The 210-nt window shown below is 35.2% G+C and carries 1 protein-coding gene; it reads right to left on the reverse strand.

Annotation, left to right across the window (positions count from 1 at the left end; genetic code table 11):
- Positions 1 to 127 precede the first annotated feature (127 nt).
- Positions 128 to 202 (reverse strand): hypothetical protein, encoded by a 75-nt coding sequence (locus ACRHOC_RS15955; protein WP_431159533.1) that lies wholly within the window; start codon positions 200 to 202, stop codon positions 128 to 130.
- Positions 203 to 210: the final 8 nt, after the last annotated feature.

Raw genomic sequence — 210 nt, forward strand, 5'->3', positions numbered from 1 at the left:
TCCTGAAGAGATGAAGGCTTTAATCGCACAAGCAAAAGCCAATGAAGGCGATGTCTGTTTAATGTGTGGATCTTAATCTTAATTGAATTATCATAAATAAAAAGGCACCTCAATTGAGGTGCTTTTTTTAATTTCTGTAAAGGGTATCCGTGCCCAAGTATTTGTGGTCTTCATTATAATACCAGGCTGTAACTTTTGGCATTTTTATAC

Source organism: Winogradskyella poriferorum (assembly GCF_050618035.1).
Lineage (GTDB): Bacteria > Bacteroidota > Bacteroidia > Flavobacteriales > Flavobacteriaceae > Winogradskyella > Winogradskyella poriferorum_A.